23 protein-coding genes, 1 tRNA gene and 1 pseudogene are annotated in these 20,908 nt (G+C 63.0%); 14 read left to right on the forward strand and 11 right to left on the reverse strand.

What is annotated here, in order from left to right:
• Positions 1-47: 47 nt before the first annotated feature.
• A tRNA-Ser gene (locus tag N0P34_RS10165) sits at positions 48-137 on the reverse strand.
• A gap of 152 nt (positions 138-289) precedes the next feature.
• On the opposite strand from N0P34_RS10165, the gene N0P34_RS10170 reads away from it, so the two are divergent.
• The 5 genes from N0P34_RS10170 to N0P34_RS10190 all read left to right on the forward strand — a co-directional run bounded on the left by N0P34_RS10170 (position 290) and on the right by N0P34_RS10190 (position 3,258).
• Positions 290-526 carry a hypothetical protein gene (locus N0P34_RS10170; RefSeq protein WP_275606900.1) on the forward strand — a complete coding sequence of 79 codons (237 nt, stop codon included), beginning with the start codon at positions 290-292 and terminating at the stop codon, positions 524-526.
• Between the two features lie 118 nt (positions 527-644).
• Entirely contained in the window at positions 645-821 is a 177-nt protein-coding gene (locus tag N0P34_RS10175; RefSeq protein WP_275606901.1) for a hypothetical protein, read from the forward strand.
• 119 nt (positions 822-940) lie between these two features.
• Positions 941-1,600, forward strand: coding sequence for an allophanate hydrolase subunit 1 (locus tag N0P34_RS10180; protein ID WP_275606902.1), 660 nt, complete (start codon positions 941-943; stop codon positions 1,598-1,600).
• Positions 1,601-1,666: 66 nt separating this feature from the next.
• Entirely contained in the window at positions 1,667-2,500 is an 834-nt protein-coding gene (locus N0P34_RS10185) for a biotin-dependent carboxyltransferase family protein (protein ID WP_275606903.1), read from the forward strand.
• Positions 2,497-3,258, forward strand: a complete 762-nt coding sequence (locus N0P34_RS10190) for a 5-oxoprolinase subunit PxpA (RefSeq protein ID WP_275606904.1) — start codon at positions 2,497-2,499, stop codon at positions 3,256-3,258. Before N0P34_RS10185 ends, N0P34_RS10190 begins: the two co-directional genes overlap by 4 nt.
• A gap of 130 nt (positions 3,259-3,388) precedes the next feature.
• Here the strand turns inward: N0P34_RS10190 and N0P34_RS10195 are convergent, their stop codons facing one another.
• From N0P34_RS10195 to N0P34_RS10215, 5 genes are all read right to left on the reverse strand, one after another.
• Positions 3,389-4,144, reverse strand: a complete 756-nt coding sequence (locus N0P34_RS10195; protein WP_275606956.1) for an ABC transporter ATP-binding protein — start codon at positions 4,142-4,144, stop codon at positions 3,389-3,391.
• Positions 4,145-4,158: 14 nt separating this feature from the next.
• Positions 4,159-4,923 carry an ABC transporter ATP-binding protein gene (locus tag N0P34_RS10200; RefSeq protein WP_275606905.1) on the reverse strand — a complete coding sequence of 255 codons (765 nt, stop codon included), beginning with the start codon at positions 4,921-4,923 and terminating at the stop codon, positions 4,159-4,161.
• 9 nt (positions 4,924-4,932) lie between these two features.
• The gene (locus tag N0P34_RS10205) at positions 4,933-6,072 is read right to left on the reverse strand and encodes a branched-chain amino acid ABC transporter permease (RefSeq protein WP_275606906.1); all 1,140 of its coding nucleotides are present in this window, start codon (positions 6,070-6,072) and stop codon (positions 4,933-4,935) included.
• Position 6,073: 1 nt separating this feature from the next.
• Positions 6,074-7,105, reverse strand: coding sequence for a branched-chain amino acid ABC transporter permease (locus N0P34_RS10210; RefSeq protein ID WP_275606907.1), 1,032 nt, complete (start codon positions 7,103-7,105; stop codon positions 6,074-6,076).
• A gap of 108 nt (positions 7,106-7,213) precedes the next feature.
• Positions 7,214-8,572: a substrate-binding protein gene (locus N0P34_RS10215; protein ID WP_275606908.1), complete on the reverse strand. Its 1,359-nt coding sequence runs from the start codon at positions 8,570-8,572 to the stop codon at positions 7,214-7,216.
• A 177-nt stretch (positions 8,573-8,749) separates the two neighbouring features.
• Between N0P34_RS10215 and N0P34_RS10220 the strand changes: the two genes are divergently transcribed.
• The 4 genes from N0P34_RS10220 to N0P34_RS10235 are packed head-to-tail and all read left to right on the forward strand — an operon-like array spanning position 8,750 to position 13,737.
• Complete coding sequence (locus tag N0P34_RS10220; protein WP_275603145.1) at positions 8,750-10,372, forward strand: helix-turn-helix domain-containing protein; 1,623 nt, start codon at positions 8,750-8,752, stop codon at positions 10,370-10,372.
• Between the two features lie 55 nt (positions 10,373-10,427).
• Complete coding sequence (locus N0P34_RS10225) at positions 10,428-10,811, forward strand: response regulator (protein ID WP_275603146.1); 384 nt, start codon at positions 10,428-10,430, stop codon at positions 10,809-10,811.
• A 13-nt stretch (positions 10,812-10,824) separates the two neighbouring features.
• Positions 10,825-11,028 (forward strand): hypothetical protein, encoded by a 204-nt coding sequence (locus N0P34_RS10230; protein ID WP_275603147.1) that lies wholly within the window; start codon positions 10,825-10,827, stop codon positions 11,026-11,028.
• On the forward strand, positions 11,029-13,737 hold the full coding sequence (locus N0P34_RS10235) for a sensor histidine kinase (RefSeq protein ID WP_275603148.1): 2,709 nt from the start codon (positions 11,029-11,031) through the stop codon (positions 13,735-13,737).
• A gap of 8 nt (positions 13,738-13,745) precedes the next feature.
• On the opposite strand, the gene N0P34_RS10240 is transcribed toward N0P34_RS10235, so the two are convergent.
• The gene (locus N0P34_RS10240) at positions 13,746-14,510 is read right to left on the reverse strand and encodes a potassium channel family protein (protein WP_275603149.1); all 765 of its coding nucleotides are present in this window, start codon (positions 14,508-14,510) and stop codon (positions 13,746-13,748) included.
• 73 nt (positions 14,511-14,583) lie between these two features.
• Positions 14,584-15,609 carry a FecR domain-containing protein gene (locus N0P34_RS10245; protein WP_275603150.1) on the reverse strand — a complete coding sequence of 342 codons (1,026 nt, stop codon included), beginning with the start codon at positions 15,607-15,609 and terminating at the stop codon, positions 14,584-14,586.
• Between the two features lie 192 nt (positions 15,610-15,801).
• Between N0P34_RS10245 and N0P34_RS10250 the strand changes: the two genes are divergently transcribed.
• The 4 genes from N0P34_RS10250 (at position 15,802) to N0P34_RS10265 (ending at position 18,973) form a co-directional block, all read left to right on the forward strand.
• Positions 15,802-16,545 (forward strand): glycosyltransferase family 2 protein, encoded by a 744-nt coding sequence (locus N0P34_RS10250; protein WP_275603151.1) that lies wholly within the window; start codon positions 15,802-15,804, stop codon positions 16,543-16,545.
• 78 nt (positions 16,546-16,623) lie between these two features.
• On the forward strand, positions 16,624-18,093 hold the full coding sequence (locus tag N0P34_RS10255; RefSeq protein WP_275603152.1) for a flagellar hook-length control protein FliK: 1,470 nt from the start codon (positions 16,624-16,626) through the stop codon (positions 18,091-18,093).
• Positions 18,090-18,359 carry an EscU/YscU/HrcU family type III secretion system export apparatus switch protein gene (locus tag N0P34_RS10260; RefSeq protein ID WP_275603153.1) on the forward strand — a complete coding sequence of 90 codons (270 nt, stop codon included), beginning with the start codon at positions 18,090-18,092 and terminating at the stop codon, positions 18,357-18,359. Before N0P34_RS10255 ends, N0P34_RS10260 begins: the two co-directional genes overlap by 4 nt.
• 59 nt (positions 18,360-18,418) lie before the next feature.
• Positions 18,419-18,973 carry a DUF2076 domain-containing protein gene (locus N0P34_RS10265; RefSeq protein WP_275603154.1) on the forward strand — a complete coding sequence of 185 codons (555 nt, stop codon included), beginning with the start codon at positions 18,419-18,421 and terminating at the stop codon, positions 18,971-18,973.
• A 9-nt stretch (positions 18,974-18,982) separates the two neighbouring features.
• Here N0P34_RS10265 and N0P34_RS10270 read toward each other — a convergent pair.
• Positions 18,983-19,450: pseudogene (locus N0P34_RS10270) on the reverse strand (cell wall hydrolase); the annotation flags it as partial.
• A 92-nt stretch (positions 19,451-19,542) separates the two neighbouring features.
• Positions 19,543-19,845: a hypothetical protein gene (locus tag N0P34_RS10275; protein ID WP_275603155.1), complete on the reverse strand. Its 303-nt coding sequence runs from the start codon at positions 19,843-19,845 to the stop codon at positions 19,543-19,545.
• A 109-nt stretch (positions 19,846-19,954) separates the two neighbouring features.
• On the opposite strand from N0P34_RS10275, the gene N0P34_RS10280 reads away from it, so the two are divergent.
• Entirely contained in the window at positions 19,955-20,290 is a 336-nt protein-coding gene (locus tag N0P34_RS10280; RefSeq protein ID WP_275603156.1) for a hypothetical protein, read from the forward strand.
• Here the strand turns inward: N0P34_RS10280 and N0P34_RS10285 are convergent.
• On the reverse strand, positions 20,275-20,865 hold the full coding sequence (locus N0P34_RS10285) for a 5'-methylthioadenosine/S-adenosylhomocysteine nucleosidase (protein WP_275603157.1): 591 nt from the start codon (positions 20,863-20,865) through the stop codon (positions 20,275-20,277). The two genes, N0P34_RS10280 and N0P34_RS10285, sit on opposite strands and share 16 nt — an antisense overlap.
• Between the last annotated feature and the right edge of the window lie 43 nt (positions 20,866-20,908).

The raw sequence follows: 20,908 nt of genomic DNA on the forward strand, positions 1-20,908 counted from the left end.
ACTGCCGGTATTGTTCGGCAGTCGCTCTTTCGGGGTATGGCGTGGAGTGGCGGGTAGAGAGGGATTCGAACCCCCGGAAGGCTTGCACCTTCGCCGGTTTTCAAGACCGGAGCAATCAACCACTCTGCCATCTACCCGTGCCCAGCCGTTTAGCCGGGCGCAGGTTCCCTGTCCAGAGCCCAGATGACAGAGCGCGTCAGAACAGCCGAGTGTCCACGCATGGAGTTGCATTGCGGTGAAACGCTCGCTACAGCCATCCCAACAATTTGGCGGATGACAGGTGAGTGCCATGAGCCGCAAGGAATTCGACGCGTCCCGTATACGACGCGCCAAGAGGATCGCCGCCCGCTACGGGCTGACCATCCTGACAGCCGAGAAAATCAAGGTTTTGGGTCAGCCCGGTGGGCATGCCCTGCGCGATGACAAAAGTTTCAAGATCATCCTTGGGGATGAGCCTAAACCCTTTTCGGCAACGCTGGAAGATATTGAGGCTTATATCGAAAAGCTGGAAGCGGGCGAAGAATAAGGGGCGCTGCCATTCGTGGCAAGCAGCGCCATGACCCGACTTGGCACATTCCGTTATTTAATCGGTAACGGGAATCGCCGCACACTGAGCCCGTAGGCTCACAATGGAGGCGCGTATCGTGTTTACTCTCATCAACGCCGACGCCGACGAAGACGACGCCGAAATCACCGATCCCCAGGAAATCGCAGAATTGTTTGCGGCGATCGCTGCCGTGGCAATCGAGAGCCTTGGTGCGTCCCAGGTTCGGGAACTGTTCGATGCCGTGGTCGAGCAGGAGGGTCGCGAACCCAATTAGGGCCTTGATCTGAGGGTAAAGGCCGGTGCCGCCGAAAGGCGGCGCCGCAAGAGTGGATGTTAGGCCCGATCTGGGTCAATCGTGCCCGCTACGGCGCGCGAAGAGGTTCGGGATTTCGGATGGCTTTTATCGCCCCAGACAGGCCGATGATCGTGCCTCTGGGAGATAGCGGCATCCTGGTTCGCTTTGGCGAGCAACTCGACGATGCGGCCAACCGGGCCGCGATCGGCTTCGCGGACAGCGTGTTGCAATCTCCTCCCGCCGGTGTCGAGGAGGTCGTGCCGAGCTTGGTCTCGGTGTTTTTGCGATACGATCCCATGCAATCCGATTTCGGCGGGATATGCGGCGAACTTCGCCTGCGGCTGACCGGGCGGCCGAGCGCCCATAGCCCGAACACCCACATAATCGAAGTGCGTTTCGGTGGCGCGGACGGCCCTGATCTCGAAGCCGTTGCGGCAGAATTGGGCCTCGACGCACCAGGTTTCATCGCCCGTCACAACGCGCTTCCCCTTCGCGTTCTGACGACTGGATTTGCCCCGGGATTTGTCTATTGCGGCTTTCACCCCGAGGGCCTTGTTCTCCCGCGCCGGCAGAGTGTCAGGCCGATGGTGCCCGCCGGCAGCGTCCTGTTTGCCGCCGGGCAAACCGCCATTGCGGCCACCGACATTCCCACAGGCTGGCATGTGATCGGCAGGACCGCGTTTCGCAATTTCGATCCCCTGACCGATCCCCCGACGCAATTGCGGGCCGGCGATCTCCTGACCTTCAGGGCGATTTAGATGGCCCTGTTGAGGATAGAGCGCGCGGGCCCACTGGTTAGCATTCAGGATTCTGGTCGGTTTGGCATGCTTTCGCACGGGGTCAGCGCATCGGGGCCGATGGATCGGCGCAGTTTTGCCCGGGCAGGACAATGGGCGGGCGCCACTGACGGGACCGGCATCGAGTTCACCATGGCCGGCCTTGCCCTCACCCTTGTCGAGGGCGAAGTTTTCGCCGCCTGGGACGGTGGGGAATTTTCAGTGAATCTCAATGCCGGCCGCCTCGATTGGCCGGGTTACACACGCCTCGCCCCAGGCGATCGGCTGGAGATTTCGGCGGGGCCAGGTGGCAATTACGGCTATCTCCGCTTTGGCGGAAAATTGAACCTCGTCCCCGTTCTCGGCAGCGTCGCCACCAGCACGCGTGCGCGCCTCGGTGGTCTCTCCGGACGGACCCTCGCGGCCGGCGATGTGCTGGAAATTGTCGGTGTGGGTGCGGCGCCGCGCTCGCCGCAGATGGAGACGCGCGAGGAGGGGCCGATCCGCTTCCTTTGGGGGCTGCATGCAGAACTGTTTTCCGCCGAGGTGAGGCAGGCCTTCGTCGCGGCCAAATTCAGGACAAGTACGGCCATGGACCGAATGGGCGTGCGTCTCGGCGACGAGAGCGGCGTTTTTTCCGCAGCGCGGGTGCTTTCACTGGTTTCCGATCCGGTCGTTGCCGGTGACATCCAGATCCTTGGCGACGGCACGCCGATCGTGCTCATGCGCGATCACCAGCCGACGGGCGGATATCCCCGAATTGGAACGGTCATCACGGCCGACCTTGATCGTTTCGCCCAGATCAGGCCCAATCGCGAAATCTCGTTCGCACCCGTCAGCCTCGACCACGCGCACCGAATATTGCGGAGCCAAACGCCATGACGACAATCGATCTCAATGCCGATCTGGGTGAGGGGATGGGCAATGACGACGATCTGCTCGATATCGTCTCCAGCGCCTCAATCGCAGGCGGCGGTCACGCGGGGGATGCGGCGACGATCCGGCATGTGCTCAGGAAATGCAAGGCGCGCGGCGTCCGCGCTGGCGCCCATCCCGGCTATGTGGACCGCGCGCGCTTCGGACGCTTTCGCCTGGTCGTGCCGCTCGACACATTGCTGTCCCAGGTGAGGGACCAGATTTTTCTTGTCCGCTACATCGCCGAGGAAATCGGCGTGCCGCTGTCCTATGTCAAACTGCATGGCGCCTTGGCTAACCAGACAGCCGAAGAACTCGCCTTCGCGGTAGCGATCTTTGCCGCGATCCAGGCCATGGACCCAAAAATCGCGGTCCTCGCCCTCGACAATAGCGAGCAGGTGCGCGCGGCCAATGCCGTGGGCGCCCCGCTCATCCGCGAGGCCTATGCCGACCGCGCCTATACCGCCGGGGGGCTGCTGGTGCCGCGCAACCAGTCCGGGGCCGTGATCGAGGATGTCGATGCCGTTATTGCGCGCTGCCTGCGGCTGGCGCGAGCCGGCGAGATCGTGGCAATTGACGGAACTGTCTTGAAATCGCAGGCGCGCTCGATCTGCCTGCATGGCGACACGCCGGGTGCGGTCGACCTGGCGCGGGAGGTCAGGGCCGCGCTTGAGGCCGAGGGCGTCACCATCGCTGCCGTGCCGCCGGTAGAAAACTCACCCTGAGCTCTTCGAGTGGGGAGAGGGTGAAATCGGCAACATGCCTTTAAACCCGAAGAGCCCAGGGTAACTCTGTGCCCCCTTTGGAGGCTGCGACGCCCTTCCGGGCTAGCGCGTTGCCAGCAAAGCAGGCGCTCTAGATCGCGAGATATTCTTGGCGCAGCTCGGCGTTATCGAGCACTTCCTTTGCCGTGCCGCTGAACGCGACTTCGCCCGTGTCGAGAATGACAGCGCGATCGGCGAGCTTCAGGGCAGCCACCGCATTCTGTTCGACGATGATGGTGGTAATGCCCAGCGGCTTGATCGAGTGCAGGATGCGCTCGATTTCGTGCACGATCACCGGTGCCAGACCCTCATAGGGTTCGTCCAGCAACAGCAGCTTGATGTCGCGGGCGAGGGCGCGGGCGATGGCCAGCATCTGCTGCTCGCCGCCCGAGAGCGTTACCCCCTCCTGCGTGCGGCGTTCGGCAAGGCGCGGAAAACTCTCGTAGATCTGCTCGAGGCTCCAGCCATTGCCGGGCGCAACCTTGGCGAGGGTGATGTTCTCCTCGACGGTCAGGCCCTGAATGATCCGACGGTCCTCGGGCACGAGCTGAATGCCGGCTCGCGCCGCCTCAAAACTTTTCATCTCGTGCACGGGGTTGCCGTCGAGCCAGATTTCCCCCTGGCGAAGTTGTGGATTGTCGGTTCGCGCTATGGTGCGCAGGGTCGAGGTCTTGCCAGCCCCGTTGCGGCCCAGAAGGGCGAGAATTTCGCCCCGCCGCACGTCTAGGGACACGCCCTGGACGATGTAGCTTTCGCCGTAATAGGCGTGGACATCCCTGATCGAAAAGAATGGGCGGGTGGTCTCGATTTCCGCAGCATGGCTGCCTGTGGCGATGTCTGATTGCATGGCAACTGCGCTCATCAATGCGCTCCTCCGAGATAGGCTTCCTGCACCTTGGGATTTCCACGCACCTGGTCGGGCGTGCCGTCGGCAATGATCCGGCCCTGCGCCAGCACCGAGATCTTGTCGGCCAGCGAAAACACCACATGCATGTCGTGCTCGATGATGACCTTGGTCATGCCGCGGCTCTTGATCTTCTTGAGCAACTCGATGGTGGTATTGGTGTCGTGGCGGCTCATGCCCGCCGTTGGCTCGTCCAGCAGCAAGAGGCGCGGATGCTGGATCAGGCACATCGCCAGCTCCATCCGCCGCTTGTCGCCGCGCGAGAGCGAGCCGGCGAGTGTGTCGCGGCGATTGACGAGCCCCACATCCTCCAGCATGTGCAGGGCTTCCTCGCGGATGGCTGTCTCGCTGTCGAGCGCCCTCAGCATATTGAGCCCGAAATCGCCGTCGCGCTTGGCGAAGGCCGGGATCATCACATTGTGGAGCACCGACAGGTCGGCGAAGATTTCCGGCGTCTGGAACACGCGGGCAATGCCCAGCTGGTTGATCTGATGGGGCTTGCGCCCCGTCAGGATGGTGCCATCGAAAACGACCTGGCCGCTGGACGGCGGCAGCTTGCCGATGATCACGTTGAGCAGGGTGGATTTACCGGCGCCGTTGGGCCCGATGATGGCGTGGGTCTTGCCTTCTTCGACCTGGAGATCGATGTCGGCGAGAGCATGTAGGCCACCGAACCGCTTGTGAACGTCCGCCACGTGCAGGACTACGTTGGAGTTTGCCATTCTGGGGTCCTACTCTGCGGCTTGAGGCTTGGTAACGGTGCGGGGCGAGGAACCCCGGCTCCGGAACGCGGCGGCGATGCGCCGTACGCCTTCCATGATACCGCCGGGCAGGAAGATCACGACGATCACGAAGACCAGGCCGAGCGTGAGGTTCCAGCCATCGCCGACGAACTTGCTGATCACCTTGACCACGAAGGAATCGAGGCCTTCGGGCAGGAAGCTGAAGAAGCGGGCCAGGATGTTGTCGTTGAGTGCCGAGAGGATGTTTTCGAAGTACTTGATCACCCAGGCGCCGATGACCGGGCCGATCAGGGTGCCGACACCGCCAAGGATGGTCATGAGCACGACTTCACCCGAGGCCGTCCACTGCATCCGCTCCGCGCCGGCCAATGGGTCGGTCACTGCGAGCAGTGCGCCGGCGAGACCCGCATACATGCCCGAGATGACAAAAGCCGAGAGGGCATAGGGGCGCGTGTTGAAGCCCGTGAACTGCATGCGCGTCTGGTTGGATTTGATCGCCTTGAGCATCATGCCGAAGGGCGAGCCGGCAATACGCTGCGCAAAGAAGAAGCCCAGGATGAGGAAACCGGCGCAGAAGTAGAACCCGGCATAGCCGCCGAGCGACTGTCCCAGGAGGGTCGGCACGGGCTGGCCCACGAAAGTCTGGCCGATCGCGGCGTCGACATAGCGCGGGTCGCCTAGGGTCAGCTGCAGCCCGGTTTCGCCATTGGTGATCGGCGTCAGCACCGAATAGGCCAGATTGTAGCTCATCTGGGCGAAAGCGAGCGTCAGGATGGAGAAATAGATCCCCGTGCGGCGCAGGCTGAGGAAGCCGATGACGAGGGCGAAGAGCCCGGAGACGATCACCGCGAAGACGAGGGCAGGGATGGCATCGAGCGTCAGCAGCTTGAACGACCAGACCGCCGTATAGGACCCGACGCCGAAGAAGGCGGCATGGCCGAAGCTGAGATAGCCGGTGAGCCCGAACAGGATGTTGAAGCCGACGGCGAAGAGCCCGTAGATCATGAAGCGTTGCAGCAGATCGGGGTAGCCGGCGCCGATGGGGGCCAGCCAGATCGGCATCGCGAGGACGACGATTGCGAAGCCGAGAAGGAGCAGGAGGTCGTTGCGGGACATGAAATTGGTCATGTCAGGTCTCCATCACGCCGCGCCGGCCGAACAGGCCACGGGGACGAACCAGAAGAATGATCACGGCGACGAGATAGATGATGATCTGGTCGATGCCGGGGATGACGGCCTTCACCTGGTTCATGGAGGCGAAGGACTGGAGGATGCCGAGCATGAAGCCGGCGGCGACAGCGCCCGGCAGCGAGCCCATGCCCCCTACGACCACCACCACGAAGCTGAGGACGAGGAAGTCCATGCCGATATGATAATTGGGTGGCAGGAGCGGCGTGTACATCACGCCCGCCATGCCGGCGACGACTGCGGCCAGGCCGAACATGATGGTGAAGCGCCGGTCGATATTGATGCCGAGCAGGCCGACGGTTTCGCGGTCTGCCATGCCCGCACGCACGACCATGCCGAAAGTGGTGAACTGGAGGAAGGCGAAGACGCCACCGATGACCACGCCGGCAAAGAGGAAATAGACCAGGCGCCAGATCGGGTAGGTGATGACATTGGCCTGCATGCCCAACCACGAACCGATATCCGCCGCGCCGCGCAGATCGGTCGGCATGGGCTGCGGGATGGGGTTGGGGCCATAGATCGACTTGATGACTTCCTGGGCCACGATGGCGAGGCCGAAGGTCACGAGGATCTGCTCGGCATGGGAGCGCTTGTAGAAATGCTTGATGATCCCGCGCTCAAGCCCGATGCCGATCAGGAGCATGACGGGAATCGTGATCAGGATGGACACCGGGACGGAGTAATTGACGAGGACCGCGCCGAAATCCCCCAGCCAGGCTTGCACCAGCGGCTCGCGCACTTCGAGCGGCTGGCCCCAGGGCGAGAGCTTTTCGGGGTCGATGGTGACCGTTTCCATGGTGAGGAACATGCGCACCGTGACGGCGCAGAAGGCTCCCAGCATGAACAGCGCGCCGTGGGCGAAATTGACGACGCCAAGGGTGCCGAACACCAGGGTCAGTCCGAGGGCGATCAGCGCATAGGCAGCGCCTTTATCGAGCCCGTTCAGGAATTGAAGAAAAATGACTTCGAACATTGCATGCTCCGTTCAGCGACAGGTCGCTGTACCAGTGACCCGATGCCGGGAGGTCGCCACCGCCAGAATTGGCAGTGGCGACCCGGCTTGGGTGCCTGATCGACTAGACTAGGCGCAGAGCGGTGCCGGCTCTGCCGGGCCCAACTCGCCGCCGAAGATCGAGGCGTCGTAGGTCGCGGTTTCGCGGTCCACTTCCTGAAACACGTTGAGCACGTCGAACTCGCTCGTGGGGGCTTCATTGCCCTGCACGACCAGAACCGACTTCATGCACTGATGGTCTTCGGCGCGGTACAGCGTCCGACCATTGCCCATGCCGTCGAACTCGTGGCCTTCCAGCGCCTTGATGACTTCGGGCGGATAGAAGGTGCCCGCGCGTTCCACGGCGTCTGCGTACATGAGCATCTGGACATAGGCCGTGTGAGCGGCCTGCGACGGCGGGGAGCCATAGGCTGCACCAAAGGACTTGGTGAAGGCGATGGAGCCCGGATCCTGCAGGTTCCAGTGCCAGTTCGAGGTGCCGAAGACGCCACGAACGGCTTCGCCGGCGCCCTTGGCCATCAACTCGGAGATCAGCGGCGTGACGATCTCGAAATTGTGACCGTTGGCCTGGCGATCGCGCATGCCGAACTGAACTGCCTGGGGCAGGGAGTTCACCATGTCGAGGCCATAGTGGTTGAGGATCAGCACGTCGGCGCCCGAATTCAGGATGGGCGTGAGGTACTGGGAGTAGTCCGAGGAGCCGAGCGGGGTGCGAACCGCGGCGACGGTTTCCCAGCCGAGGGCTTCGGTTGCGGCCTTGATCGATTCTTCCTGCGTCCAGCCCCAGGTGTAGTCGGCGGTCAGGTGATAGGCACGGCGCTGCTTGCCATATTGCTCGCCAAGCACGGGACCCAGCGCGATACCGGACTGGTAGGCGTTGAAGAAGTGGCGGAAGCCGTAGCGGCGTTTGTCTTTGCCGGTCGTGTCGTTGGAGTGCGTGAGGCCGGCCATGAAGATGATTCCCATCTCCTGGCAGAGGCTCTGCACAGCGATGGCTTCACCAGAAGACGAGCCGCCAGTGATCATGATGGCGCCATCGCGTTCGATCATGCGGGTGGCGCCGGCGCGGGCCACGTCGGACTTGGTCTGGCTGTCCGACGAGACATAGCCCACCTTCTTGCCGAGAATGCCGTTGCCCTTGAGGGCGGTGGGGGTGAGGACGTTGATCAGCCCGCCATCGCCTTCGCCATTGAGGTGGGCGATGGCCAGCTCGTAAGCCTTCTGCTCATCGGCGCCTTCTTCTGCATAGGCGCCGGTCAGGGGCAGGTTGAGCCCGATCGTGACGGTGTCGCCGGTGGGGTCGTTGCAGAACTCCTGTGCCCATGCCCCCTTGGTGAACACCATGGGCGCTACGCCCGTGCCGATGATGCCGGCCATGCCGGTTTGCAATACCCTGCGGCGCGTCAGCCCGCGCTTCAAAAGTGTCATAAAGCTCCTCCTTATGGCGCGGGGCCGCTGATGCATTGTCAGCCACTCACCGCAGCCTGAGTTTCGTCACATTTGAAAAGGGGCGCAATATGCCGTTGTAATCATTGGGTAATTCTGTAAATAGTTGTTATGTGAATTGGACGTGATCGTAAATTCGTTGACAAGGTGGGGGTGGAAATGCGCGCGCCAATCGGTTTTCGGATCAGTAACAGACGGAAATCGCTGCGCATTTCCCAGGCGGCCCTGGCGCGACAGGTCGGCATTTCCCCCAGCTATCTGAACCTGATCGAGAACAATAAAAGGGACATTGCGGGGACGCTTCTCCAGCGCGTCGCGCAATGCCTCGATATCGAGATCGGCGACCTGACGGGGGAGGCGGAGCAAAAGCTGCTTCAGGACCTCGAGGAGGCCTATGCCGATCCCACGGTCGAGTCGTTGCCCTTTCAGCCCGACGAGCGGCGGCAATTGGTTGCGCAATATCCGGCGAGCGCCATGGCGCTGGCACGGATGCACCGCGCCTATATGGGGGCCGTTACCAATGCCGACGCCTATGCCGACCGCCTCCGCTCTGACCCGCTCTTGGGCCAACTTCTGCATCAGGTTCTGTCCGGCATCACCGCCATCCGCTCGAGTGCCGAAATTCTGGAAGACGTTCAGGATCTCGACGAGGCCGAGCGCAGCCGGTTTCTCGGCGCCATCGGCCGCGAAACCCGCACATTGAGCGAGGTGGCGCGCAGTCTCATCGGACAGTTCGAGAGTTCGAGCCAGGCGGCGAGCAGTGTTTCGGCCCTGCGCGAAATCGACGACATGATCATCGAGCAGCAGAACTACTTTCCGCAATTGGAAGACGCCGCGGTGCAGCTTCGCGCGGCGCTGGATGCGCAGGGGCCGTTTGGCATCGAAACCCTCGTTTCGGCGCTGGAGGACGGCTTTGGCGTCACCACTGTCATCGGTGGCCCCCCAGATAGCCCCGATTTTCCCGGACAATACCGCTATCGTTCCGATGCGCGCATTATGTGGTTTCAGGGGGCCACGACCATGGCGACGCGTCAGTTTCAGCTGGCGCGGCTATATGGGGAACTCTCGGCCGCCGATAGTCTGCGGCAGACCCTCGACCTGGCCTCGCTCTCCAGCGACAGGGCTAGGCGGCTGGCGGCGAGGGCTCTGGGGTCATACCTCGCCGGCGCCATCGTTTTTCCCTATTCGAATTTCCTCCGGGAAGCGGTAGCGAGCGGTTACGATATCGACCGCCTGCGCCAGCGCTTCAATGGTAGTTTCGAGCAGATTGCCCATCGTCTCGTCTCCCTGCGCCGGCCGGGAGAGGAGGGCATTCCCTTCGGTTTCCTGCGCTCCGATCCTGCCGGGCGCCTGACCAAGCATTTTCCGCTGCCCGGCTTGCTCCTGCCCAATACGGGCCACGCCTGCCCGCTCTGGGGGATTTATGGGGCGTTTCGGCAGCCCGAGACCCTGCTGCGCCAGGTCGTGCGGTTTTCCGACGGTTCGCGCTATCTGTTCCTGGCGCGATCGCTCCATCAGCGACCGGCCTCCTTCCGCGAACCGCATAATGTCGTATCGGTGATGTTGGCCTGCGACGTCCTGCACGCAGACCGCACGGTTTACGCACAAGGCCTCAATTTGCTCGACCAGGGGGTGGACGTTCCCGTGGGGCCAACCTGCCGCCTCTGTACGCGCCGGGACTGCCCGGCACGACAGGAAGAGGTGCTTTCTCCGGGCGGTCCACGCTCGCCGACACGCGTTCCGCTTGTACCGAGTGAATTCGGTCTTGGAGATTCTGATTGATTGCGATTTAGTGGCGCAGTCGGTGGTGGGGAGATCGCCGGCACTGGGGGGAAGTTTGGCAGTTGATATCCTGATCGCGGAGGACGAGCCGAGCATTCTGGAATCGCTCGACTTCATTCTGCGCCGCGCTGGTTGGACTATCGGGTCGGTCACCGATGGCGATGTCGTCGTCGAGACGGTGCGTCGCCTGCAGCCGCGCATGCTCATGCTCGACGTGATGCTGCCCAAGCGCAGCGGTTTCGACGTCCTCAAACAGATCAGGGCGGATGTGGACATGCATTCCCTGCCGGTTCTCATCCTGACAGCCAAGGGCCAGCAGCAGGACCGGCGCATTGCTGAAGATCTTGGTGCGGACGCTTTTGTGACCAAGCCTTATTCGAACGCTGAAGTCGTCAGCGTGGTGCGCGGCATATTAGGCCAAAATGCCGGACAGGCGTAGAATTGTCGGCGGCATGCTGGTGCTTACCATTGGTGGGGGATTGCTGTTCTTTCCGCCGCTGGTGCTGCTGTTCAACCATGAGCTGACAGTCTTCGGCGTGCCGCAGATCGTGGTCTATCTCTTTGCCATCTGGGTCCTGCTCATCATCGGAACTGCGCTGCTGACGCGACGCCTGCCGCGCGACGCGACGCAGGACGGCACCGAGGGAGACGGCTAGATGCTATCGGCCGACTTCGTCATTGCCACCGCAATCGCCTATGTCGGCCTGCTGTTCGTCCTCGCCTATTTCGGCGACAGGCGCGCCAAGGCCAATAAGAACAGCTGGCTCAATTCGCCTGCGGTCTACACCCTTTCCATCTCGGTCTATTGCACCAGTTGGACCTTCTACGGCGCGGTTGGCAATGCGGCGCGGAGCGGGCTCGAATTCCTCACCATTTATCTCGGACCGACGCTGGTCTTCGTGGGCTGGTATTTCCTGCTGCGACGCCTCGTCCGTATCAGCCATCTCCATCGCATCACCTCGCTTGCGGATCTGCTCTCCTCGCGCTTCGGCAAGTCGAGCCGTCTCGGCGTGCTGGTGACGTGCATCGCGGTCGTCGGGATCGCGCCCTATATCGCGCTGCAGCTCAAGGCAGTCACATCCTCCATCCAGGCCGTCGCCGGATCATCCGAATTCGGGCAGGGGAGTCTCAAGGGCATCGATGATGTTGGCCTCGCCTTCGGCGTGGCCGCAGGCATGGCGCTTTTCACCATTCTCTTTGGCACCCGCCATGTCGACGCCAAGGAACAGCATCACGGCGTCGTCGCGGCCATTGCCTTCGAGGCGGTGGTAAAGCTCACCGCGCTCGTCGCCGTGGGTGTCTTCGTCGTCTTCATCGGCGGTGGCTTCGAGGGTATTTTCCGCCTCGCCGCAGAACGCGGGCTGGCGGTGGACACCGCCACCAGCTTCGACAGCCGCTGGCTGACCACGATGGGCCTCTCCATCGCCGCCATTGTCTGCCTGCCGCGCCAGTTCCAGGTGACCGTGGTCGAGAACTCCAATGAGAACCATCTCCGCGTCGCCGGCTGGGCCTTTCCCGCCTATATGATGGCGATGAGCATCTTCATTCTGCCCATCGCCGTCTATGGTCTGGCGGTAATGCCCGAGGGCTCGAACCCGGATATGTTCGCGCTGACTCTGCCCTTGTCGCAGGGCCAAAATGGCTTGGCGCTATTTGCGTTTATCGGCGGTTTCTCATCCGCCACTTCAATGATTATCCTCGAGTCCATCGCCCTCTCGATCATGGTCTCCAACCACATCATCATGCCCATGGTGCTCAAGCTCAGCGCCATCCGGCAGAATAGCGACGGGCAGGGCGTGACGCGGGTTCTCCTCATCGCCCGGCGCGTCTCGATCATCCTCATTCTGTCTCTGGGCTTCTTCTATTTCTTCTTCACCCGGGATTCCGACGCGCTCGCGCCCATCGGGCTGATTTCCTTCACTGCCATCGCGCAGTTCTTCCCGGCGCTGTTGGCGGCCATTTTCTGGCGTGACGCGTCGCTCAAGGCCGTGACGGCGGCCATTTCAGCCGGCTTCGTCGTCTGGGCCTGGAGTTGCTTCCTGCCCTCCTTCGACTCGGTTTCGCCTGCGGTTTCTGCCCTTCTCGATGCCGGGCCCTGGGGTATTTCATGGCTTCGGCCCGAAGCCATGTTCGGCCTCGAAGGGTGGGATCCGCTGGCCCATGCGGCTTTCTGGAGCCTGAGCATCAATATCGTGACCCTCGTTATCGGCTCGCTCATCACCTCGCCTTCGGCCCTCGAGCGGATCCAGGCCACCGCCTTTGTCGACGTCTTCCGCCATAGCGGCCTGCCGCAGCGCGTTTTCGTACCCGGCTCGGCCACCGCCAACGATCTCTTCTTCGTGGCCGAACGCGTTCTCGGGGAAAAGCGTGCCGCCGCGCTTTTCGAGATGGTCGCGCGCGAGCGGGGTGTCGATCCCGTGATGATGGAGCCCACGCCCGAATTCGTGGCCCATCTCGAGCGCGAACTGGCCGGATCGATCGGCGCCGCCTCGGCCCATGTCATGCTCTCGAAGGTGGTGGCGGGCGCTGACGTATCGCTCGAAGAAATGATGCAGATGGCCGACGAGACCCAGCAGGCCAAGGAGTATTCCCAGCGACTCGAGAAAACCTCCGAGGAGCTCCGCCTCACGGCCCAGAAGCTGGAGGACGCCAATGCTCAATTGCGCGAGCTCGACAGCCAGAAGGACGAATTCCTCAGCCAGGTCAGCCACGAAGTGCGCACGCCAATGACCTCAATTCGCTCCTTCTCGGAAATCCTGCTCGAGCCCGACGAACTGGACGAGGTCCAGCGTCATCGCTTTGTCTCGACCATCCACCACGAAAGCCTGCGCCTCACCAAGCTGCTCGACGAAATTCTGGACCTCAGCGCCCTGGAGCGCGGCGAGCGCAGTTGGGAAAACGTGCCGGTGGACGCCGAGGAGGCGCTCAACCGGGCGCTGGCGGTCTGCGATGCGCTGCTGCGGCAGAAGGGCTTTCAGGTCGAGTTCGGCGAGCGATCCGGCACGACTATGGTGGAGGGTGACGCCGACCGGTTGTGCCAGGTCTTTATCAATCTGATTTCCAACGCGGTGAAATACAACGATGCCCCCCAGCCGCGCCTCCGCGTGACCTCGCTGGTGCGATCTGGCAATTTCGTGGTCGACATCGCCGATAATGGCCCCGGCATTCCCAAGGCCGAGCGCACCCTGATCTTTGAAAAATTCGCCCGCGGACTGCGCGGCTCCGTCGATCAGACCGGCGCCGGTCTCGGCCTCGCCATCAGTCGCCAGATCGTGACGCGCATGAACGGCACCCTCGAACTGGCGCAGGGGCAGCTTTCGGGGGCCTGCTTCCGGCTGCGCCTGCCGATCCTGGGGCAGAAGTAGCGCTTGATCTATTCGTGCCCCGGATCCGGGATGTTGAGGATATGCCCGCAGGCCTTGCAGTGAACGGCGTCGGGCTCATGCTTGGAGAGCCCGCATTGCGGGCAGGGGAAGGTGATCTTGGCTGGCCGGAAGATCAGCTGCGCCAGCCGCACGAAGAGCGAAATGCCGATGATCATGATGACGATGGAGGCCATCTTGCCCCACGAGCCGGGCAGCGTGATGTCCCCGAAGCCTGTCGTCGTCATCGTTGTGACGGTAAAATAGAGCGCGTCTACATAGCCCGCGATGCCGCTCTCGTCGCCGACGAAAGCGGTGTAGACAAAGCCCGTCACCACGAACAGGAACACCAGCAGGTTGATGACCGCCTGGATCGTATCCTGGTATTCGCCCAGCCCGCGCTTTTTGAGCGGGCGCCAGATCAGGCCGGATCGCGTAATCGTCCACAGCCGGAGGATGCGCAGGAAACCGAGATTGAACAGCCAGGTGGGCGCCAGCAGGGTGGCGAGGATGAAGATATCGATGATGACGGGAAACTGGCGCAGCCATCGCCGGACATCGGTAGCGGCCAGCCCGCGCGCGACCAACTCGATGCCCAGAAGCGCGGCGACCGAATAGTCGAGCCAGAGAAAGACCGACTTGCCCCGCAAGAGCGGGCTCGCCACGAAAAAGGCGATGATCGCCACGTCGACAACCAGCACGATGGCCTGAAACCGAAGCGCGGCCGGCGTGTGTGAATGATAGAGAATGCGCAGCTTTTCGCGCAGTCGGCGCATGGCGCTCCTGCGCGACGCGCTGTTTTTGGGGCCGAGATCTTGGGACAGACTATTTCACCTTGTTTGGCATCGCTCAGAGCAGGCCGCCCAATACATAGGTGATGGACAGGCTGCCGCCAGTGCTGCCGCCCCCTATACCGGTCTTTCCGCCGCCCCCGCCCTGACAACCGCAATTGCCGCCGGTCGTTCCCCCGCTCGTTCCGCCCTGCGACGTCGAACCGGTGCCGCCGCCCTGGTTGTTCTCGCCCTGGTCGTCATTGTCGTCATCATCGCCCTGGTTGCCGCCGGTGCCCGTTCCGCCGCTTCCCGTTCCGTCCGTCGGGTCCGTCGTCGTGGTGCCGCCATCCGATTGCGTCGGCTCGTTTTCCTTTGGCCCGGTAGCAATCGGCGCCGCGATCTTTCCATCCTCGACCGTACTCAGTGAAGCGGGCGCAGAAGCGGCCGGTGCCTCGACGCATTGGGAGGCGCCGCTGACGCGAAAATCCCCGACGAGCAGGGACGGAAAACGTGCAAAACGAAAATTGGCGCTGCTGGCCCTGTGGGCGCCCTCTGCGTGCCCGATCTTCTGGGCGCCTCCCGGGCCAAAGGAGGCGATCTCGCAACGCTGCGCGAGATCCTGGCATTCACCGGCCGGAGAGCAGAGGCTGACCTCGCCCTCATACAGCATCACTTCCGTCCTGCCGCCTTCCACCAGCACATCGAATTTGGTGCCGCGCACGGCGATGGACGCGGTTGGCGTGCGGATCGAATAGGCCGATTTCGGCCCGTTTCCGGAAATGAAGCGAAAGCTGCCGGCCAGGGCATCGATGGCAAATTTGTCCGCCCCGCTGCCCGTCATCAGGTAGGATTCGATGAGCAGGGAGCTCTCTGGTCCCACGACCAGGCGTGTCTGGTCCGCAAAAAGGATCTGGACCTGTCCCGAGGCGCCGGTGGAAACGCGTTCTCCCAGGGAGATGTCTGCGCCGACCTGCAACACACGGTCGCTGGCGCCGAGACTGGCTACGGCGTCTGGGTTGACCCCGACTGCCGTACCCTCCGCAGCACCCGCCAGCGCAGTCGCCGCAAACAACATTGCAAGAACGACGAGGGACTTTCTCACTTTGCCTCCTCCCGCTGGTGCGGAGCAAAATCCGAGAGCTTCTAGGCGTCGACCATATCATCTGCGCCGCAATTGGGAATGGCGCCTGTGGCATTCCGGGTGAGCAGGAGCGCCATCTGTTGCTCCGGCGGGGCTCACGCGCTAAGAGCAGCAGGTTTGTTAGGCTGGTGTGCTGCCAGCAGAAGGATCCCCATGAAGCTGGCATTCGTCATTCCCGCCTATAACGAGGAGAAGCTGATCGGCACATGCCTCGAGTCGGTTCTGGCGGAGATCAAGCGTTCGGGCGTTGCGGCCGACGTCATCGTGGTCAACAACGCCTCGACCGACCGGACCGGCGAAATCGCGCGCAGCTTTACCGGCGTGCGCGTCGTCGATGAGCCCAAGAAGGGCCTGGTCAATGCGCGCGATGCCGGCTTTGCCGCGAGTGAAGGCTATGACCTCATCGCCAATATCGACAGCGACACCATTGTCCCGGAAGGCTGGCTCGATGTGGTCATGCGCGAATTTATGGGTGACAAGAAGCTTGTCTGCCTCAGCGGCCCCTATGTCTATTACGACATGGCTGCCCATAATCGCCTGATGATCGACATGTTCTACGTGCTGACCTATCTCATCTACCTGCTCAACCGTTTCGTTCTCAAGGTTGGCTCGGTGGTGCAGGGCGGCAATTTCGTCTTCAAGCGCGATGCCTGGGTCCAGGTTGGCGGATATGACCGCTCCATCGAGTTTTTCGGGGAAGATACCGATGTGGCCGTGCGCCTGTCCAAGGTCGGCGGCGTCAAGTGGACCTATGCCCTCAAGATGAAGACCTCGGGCCGTCGTCTGGAAGCGGAAGGCGTATTCCGCACGGCCGCGACCTATACGCTCAACTATTTCTGGGTCACCTTCCGCGGCAAGCCCGCGACCATGGAATACAAGGATGTCCGCAAGGACTGAGACAAAGCGCTCCACATTTTCCTGAATCGCTCATAGGATTGCGCTCGGCTGCATGACGCGGCCGGGGACGATCGGCACATGACCATCTCGTCGCAACTTCCGGTGGTGTTCCATGCCAAGGCCGGACCGTTGCTGCGTGCACTGTCGCTGACTCCGGGTCAAAATCTGGAGGCTCGCGTCCTCCATCAGGCCGCAGGCGGGATGACCCGGGTTCAGGTGGGGGGACAATTCCTCGCTCTCAACCTGCCCAATGCGCAGCCCGTGGGGACCATCCTCACCCTGGCCGTCCAGCAGGTCGACGGGCAAATGCGATTGGCGCTGCTGTCGAGCCGCCAGCCTCCGGCGCAATCGCAATCCCAGCCGGCGACCACCATCCAGCTCTCGCAAGGGCAGGGCGCACAAGGCCCGCTTCCGGCGCAGACCTATGGTCCTGCCAGCCAGGTCGCGCCTCAAACGGCCGGCGCCGGCAACAGCACCCAGACCGGTGCGCCGCCGGTTACCGCTTCGCCGCAGCCTGCAGCGGCCAGTCCCGGCGCGGGCACCGCGGCTTCCGCTGCGCCTCCGGGCACAGGTGCAAATGGGGCGGCAGCTGCGCGTGTCGGTGCGACGCCCTATGGCCCGATTTCGCCGGCCCCTCCCGGCCAGGGCCCAGCCCAGGCCGCGCTGGCCCAGATGGTGCAGCAGGCCATACCGCAGCAAGGCAGCCTGACCGCAGTGACCGGGCTTCTGACGGCCCTCTTGTCGCAATCGGGGCTACCTGAACCGCTGCTCAAGGCGGCCCGTCAGGTCCTCGGCAATCAGCTCGACCTCACCGGCAAGATCGACGGCGCGGCGCTCAAGGATGCAGTCACAAAGTCTGGCCTGTTCCAGGAGGCTGCACTAGCCGCAAATCGACCTGCCACAGCCGCCGCCGATATGAAGTCGGGCCTCCTGGCCCTTCGCCAGGGCCTCGGTCAGTGGCTTGGCAACGAGGGTCAACTATCGCCCATAGCCCGGCTGCCGCCGCCCTTGCGCGGCATGATCCCGCGCGTCCGCCAGCTCGAACAGCCAACCGCCCTTCTGCCCCTCGATCCCGAGGATGCCGGCCGGCTCCTGCTCGAGCGAACCGAAGGCGCGCTCTCGCGCTTGCGGCTCCATCAGCACGCATCGCTTCCGGAAGCCGGGCACCGCAGCGAAACGCAGTGGAATCTCGATCTGCCTATCGCAGTCGCCGGCTATCAGACCATTTTGCAATTGCAGATCCATCAGGATGCCCATTCGGATGCGGTTGAACCGGAGGAACGCAGTTGGCAGGTCAGTTTTGCCACCAATCTGCCTGATCTGGGCGAGGTCGGCGCCCAGATCTCGCTGCGCGGCAAACTCACCGGCATCCTGCTCTGGGCTGAACGAAAAGACGTCGTCGCCGATCTCGGAGACAGGGTCGAAGCCTTGCGCCAGGAGCTTGCCTCGGTTGGCCTCGTGCCGGGGGCGATCGTCGTGCGTGTCGGCCCGCCCGCTGAGCCCCTGTCCAATCGCAGGGCCGGCGCGGCTGTGGATGCACTCCTATGACTGAGCAACCGCCCTCCACCCAGCTCGCCGCGGCGCTTCAATATGAAAAGGGCGAGGATGCCGCTCCCCGCGTCGTTGCCAAGGGTAGGGGCTATGTCGCGGCCCAGATCGTGGCCCTGGCCGAAGAAAACGATATCGTCATCGAAGCCAATCCGATGCTGGCCGAAGCGCTGAGCCGGATCGAACTCGACGATACGATCCCTGTCGAACTCTATGAGGCCGTCGCCGTCATCATCGGCTTTATCCTGCGCCAATCCCCGCGTTGAGCATTGCGCCGCGCCCTTGGACTGCCCATCTCCATTAAAGCACACGGAAGGAGCGGCCCATGATCAGACCTGAAGACGAACGCGCCATCGAAGATCTTTTCGACCGGCTCGCCAATGTCGAGCGCAACAGCGGTGCGCGCGACAGGGACGCCGAACAGCTGATCTTTCAGCGCCTGCGGGAAAACCCGTCCGCGGCCTACTTCATGGCCCAGACCATCATCGTGCAGGAAGCGGCCCTGCGCGAGCAGCAGAAGCGCATCGAGACCCTGGAAGGACAGTCCAGCCAGCGTTCTGGCGGCTTTCTCGACGGTATTTTTGGCGATGATCGCCCCGCTCCGAAGTCGCAGGTCCGGCGTGGTCCCTGGGGGAATGTGGAGGAAGCGCCGCGTCCCGAACCGCGTGGTGGTTCAGGCTTTCTGGCGGGCGCTGCGCAGACCGCTTTGGGCGTCACAGGTGGCGTGCTTCTGGGTAGCGCCATCGCCGGCATGTTCGGCGGCGGCGGAGAAGCCACTGCCGCAGAAGCCGATGTGCCTGCCGACCCTCCAGCCGAGGATCCGGGCATCGACGACGGTGGCGGCGATTGGAGCGATTTCGATATCGGCGGCGATTTCTAGGCGCGGCTAGCGACTGCGCTTTTCGTAGAACTCGTTTCCGCCCGCCTCGAGCACGTAATACATATTGTTATAGGGGAAGCGCAGGCCCGCTGTGTGGAAATGCTGGGCATTGCGCACCCCCGGGTGCCGCGCGCCGCGCAAGACTTGGTCGGACATCTGTGCGGCCAGTACCGCGCCGCTGTCGGTCATCGGCTTGGTGAGCACACCCTGGGCGAATTGATTCTTCTGCCCCACGACCCCGCAGACGCTCTTGGGATAGCGCGGATCGTGCAGACGGTTCATCACCACGGTTCCCACCGCCAGCATGCCGTCGGCGCTGGAGCGGTTGGATTCGAAATACATCGCCCGCATCAGACATTCCTTGTCGCTCATCTGGTTGAAGGCGAAGTTCATGCCCAAAAAGCTGCAGCCACCGAGGCTGGTGGCCACAAGGGTCATGGCGATGGCGCGGGATGCGATGGTGACGAGGCGGCGCATGGGAAATCTCCGGCGTGTTGCCCAAAGGCAGCTTTGACCGAAAATGCGCCGTCACCCTTAAGGAAACGCTGACCGGGAGGGTAAACGAAGTCTTACTTGCGGCCGCTGAAGAGGTGGGCGAGCAGCAATGCCGTTCCCACGATGGCCAGCGCCGGCAGCGGATCACGCCGCACCGCCTCGGCCCCCCTCACGGCCTTGCGTCCCGCGACGCCTGCCAGCCAGGCGCCTTGCCTTGCCGCCTCGCGGCTCCATTCATTGGCGGTATGATGCGCTTCCCGCGAGAGGACGGCGCTGATTTCGCCGATGTCGCGACGCAATTGATCGACCTGCGCGCTCAGCCGATCGGGCAGGCCGGAATGGTGACGACGGCTGGGGAAAAGATCTTCCAGGTTCATGACGCTCTCCTGTTGTTCCCCGGTGGAACGTCATTGTGTCGCGAGAGTTCCGACTTCGTCCTTGCAAAGGCTTTTTCCGCACGCCATGTAATTTCGGCAGGAGCCGCCAATGACCATCAAGAGCACCGATCGCCTCAACAGATTGTTCGACCGCCTGGAGCGGCGCATCCCGGGCTTCGCTGCGAGGGCGCTCGCGCGGGTGCGACGGCCGGAGGCGCGCTTTGTCCGCATCCCGCTGGGCATCCTGCTGGTGCTGGGCGGCATTTTCAGCTTCCTGCCGGTCCTGGGCATCTGGATGCTGCCGCTTGGCCTGTTGCTGCTGGCCGTCGACCTCATTTTTCTCCAGGGTCCGGTCAACATGGCCATCCTGCGCGGCAGCCGTAAATGGACCACCTGGCAGCGCTCGCGCCGCGACAAGAAGGCCGCCAGTCACCGCCCGGAGTAATGGGCCTCGATCCGTTCGACGGCATCGGCAAGATTGCGGTCGACGACGTCGAGATATTGCGTCCAGTCCGTCAGCTTTTTGAGCTCATGCGCGCCGTCCGAAATACCGCGCAGCGCCAGGAGCGGCACATTGAACCCCTGGCAGGCGCGCAGCACCGCAAAAGTCTCCATATCCACCATGTCCTCGCCCACCGCCTCATAGGCGGCACCGGTAACCACATTGGCACCGGTCGAGAGCGTTGCCGGCCGTAAGCCGGGGATCTGCGGTTCGAGCGGCAGGGTCGGTGGCAGGTCGGTGAGCGGCGTCACGCCGCGCGCAAACCCCAGCGCCGAGGCGTCCATATCGCGATAGCAGACGGAAATTGCCTGGTAGACCGCACCATGCTCGAGCGTACGTGACCCGGCCGACCCCAGCGACACCACCAGCGCCGGCAGGTCAGCCTGGCGCTCCGCCAACGCCCGCGTCGTCGCGATCGCCGCTTCCACCGGGCCGATCCCGATCATCACCGGAGCAATTCGTGCCCGCAGGCAGGCGCCATATTCGGCCTCGGCGGCCATCAGATAGAGGATGTTCATGGCCCCGTTCTTATCATGGCTGCCATGCCTGCCAAGCGCTGGT

It is taken from the genome of Devosia sp. FJ2-5-3 (genome assembly GCF_029201545.1).
Classification (GTDB): Bacteria; Pseudomonadota; Alphaproteobacteria; order Rhizobiales; family Devosiaceae; genus Devosia.